Source organism: Microcystis sp. M49636_WE2 (assembly GCF_030065375.1).
Classification (GTDB): domain Bacteria; phylum Cyanobacteriota; class Cyanobacteriia; order Cyanobacteriales; family Microcystaceae; genus Microcystis; species Microcystis aeruginosa_C.
Genome location: NZ_JASJFG010000981.1, coordinates 1 through 2364, shown reverse-complemented (window position 1 = coordinate 2364; position 2364 = coordinate 1). Strand labels below are relative to the sequence as shown.

Below are 2364 nucleotides of genomic sequence, written 5' to 3'. Positions count from 1 at the left end.
ACTAAACCCTATTTACTCTTTGTTAGTACCCTAGAACCACGAAAAAATATTATTAATCTTATCAGTGCTTTTAACTATCTCAAGGACAGGTATAAATTAGACCATAATCTGATTCTGATTGGCAAAAAAGGATGGAAGTATGAACCAATTTTTGAGAAAATATCTCAGTCTCCCTTTCGAGATAGTATCCAACATCTTGATTATCTTACCGATGACTTAGTTGCGGATTATTATCAAAAAGCTGATGTTTTTGTCTATCCTTCCTTTTATGAAGGTTTTGGATTACCAGTTTTAGAAGCGATGACTTTAGGTTGTCCTGTGGTAACTGCTAATACTGCATCCTTACCCGAAGTCACCGGAGACTCGGCAATATTAATTAATCCCGATAATCCCCTAGAAATTGCTGCGGCAATCTATCAGGTGATTAGTGATATCTCTCTCCGTCAAGAATTAATCACTAAAGGAAAAAAACAAGCGGCAAAATTCTCTTGGCAAAAAACCGCACAAGCTACTATAAAAGCTTATCGTTCTCTTTTATAATAAGTAAGTAGTTATAATTAAATTGAAGATGGATCCCCCCTTAATCCCCCCTTGATAAGGGGGGTGTTGATCACCCCTTAATCCCCCCTTGATAAGGGGGGTGTTGATCCCCCCTTAATCCCCCCTTGATAAGGGGGGTATCTGACAACTTTTAACACCTACCTACTTAACTAGCTAATATCTATGAATAAAAACCATCAATTATTAATCAATCTCGCTTTTCTCGGTACTAAATATACTGGATTGACTACCTATACTAAAAATCTCATTCCCCAATTAGCTAACTTAAATCCTACCCTAATCACTTCTAATAGTTACCCAGATTTTAACACCTATACTGTGTCAGCAAACCTCACCCAAGAGCAGGGAACCAAAGGCAATATTAAGCGCTTAATTTGGACAGAAACCCAACTCTATCAAACCTATCAACAATTGAAGTCTTCCCTGCTATTTACCCCCATTCCCGAAGCACCTATTTATGGAAATTGCCGCTATATTGTCACAGTTCATGATTTAATTCCCCTGCGGTTCCCGAAATTTTCTCCCCTAACTTTTTATAATAAATACTATTTACCCCAAGTCCTGAAAAAAGCCACACATATTATCGCTGTTTCCCAAGCAACGGCCGCCGATATTAATAAGTTTTTTAACATACCTCTTGACAAAATAACCGTGATTCTTTCTGGATATGATTCTGATAATTTTCGTCCTCTAAATCTGGCGACTCGTCCCTATTTCCTCTATCTTGGTCGTTATGATCCTCATAAAAATCTCGGTCGTTTAATTACTGCTTTTTCCCAAATCGATTCCGAATATCAATTATTAATTGTCGGTCAATTTGACCCCCGTTTTACCCCGGCTCTACAGCAACAGGTAGAAGCATTATCAATCTCTCAACGAGTGCAATTTTTAAACTATGTTTCCTATGAAGAATTGCCGCAACTTTTAAACCAAGCAACTGCTTTAGTTTATCCCTCCCTTTGGGAAGGTTTCGGATTACCTGTACTAGAAGCGCTCGCCTGTGGAACTCCTGTCATTACTTCTAATCTTTCCTCTCTCCCAGAAGTCACAGGAGATGCGGCAATTTTAATTAATCCCTATAGTATCGATGAGATGAGAGAGGCAATGCAGCAAATCGCCATGGATGAACAATTACGCCTAAAATTAAAGTCCCTCAGTCGTCAACGCGCCGAGCTTTTTAGTTGGGAAAAAACTGGTCAAGAAACCGCCACAATTCTGCAAAGTTTTCTCTAAAAATGGTGACAAAAAAACTTATCAATCATTGTCGGATGGGTTATACTAAATCCGTTGAGCATAGGCTACTTATAAGGACAGGCAAAAGGCAACAGGCAACAGGGGGAATAAATAATCAGTTTTTAATAACCAGATTTATTATCAAAGCATAGTAGGTGGATTCATGAATCCACCTACCTGGGGGGTAGATTCAGTGTTACTTCCTATATATTATTGTGCCATTCTTGGGGAATTTGAGCAACTTTTTCCTTACCATTAGGCTGATGAATAGGTTTTCCTAAAGGACGAATTTTGAGATTTCCTTGCAAATAAGCAGCGATTCTTTCCCTGGCAATTTTCACATATTCTGCTTCTTTTTCACTCCCCATCACTCGACGATTGTGCATAATACTAGCAATCAGAGAAGTTCCAACCCCAGCAAAAGGATCAAAAACCCAATCCCCCTCATTTGTCAAGGCTAAAACACATCTTTCTACTAATTCGATTGGATATTGACAAGGATGAATAGTTTTCTCTGGATGATTAGATTTAACGTTAGGAATATCCCATAGTAACTCATCCCATTCTTGT

The 2364-nt window shown here is 38.5% G+C and carries 3 protein-coding genes; 2 read left to right on the top strand and 1 reads right to left on the bottom strand.

Annotated elements, in window-relative coordinates; genetic code table 11:
• The coding region (locus PX484_RS22575) for a glycosyltransferase family 4 protein (protein WP_288105599.1) at positions 1 to 540 on the top strand (540 nt) is incomplete at its 5' end.
• Positions 541 to 723: 183 nt separating this feature from the next.
• Entirely contained in the window at positions 724 to 1794 is a 1071-nt protein-coding gene (locus PX484_RS22570) for a glycosyltransferase family 4 protein (RefSeq protein ID WP_287669344.1), read from the top strand.
• A 203-nt stretch (positions 1795 to 1997) separates the two neighbouring features.
• Here the strand turns inward: PX484_RS22570 and PX484_RS22565 are convergent.
• Positions 1998 to 2364 (bottom strand): DNA-methyltransferase (locus tag PX484_RS22565; RefSeq protein ID WP_288105596.1); only part of this gene is annotated, 367 nt, incomplete at its 5' end.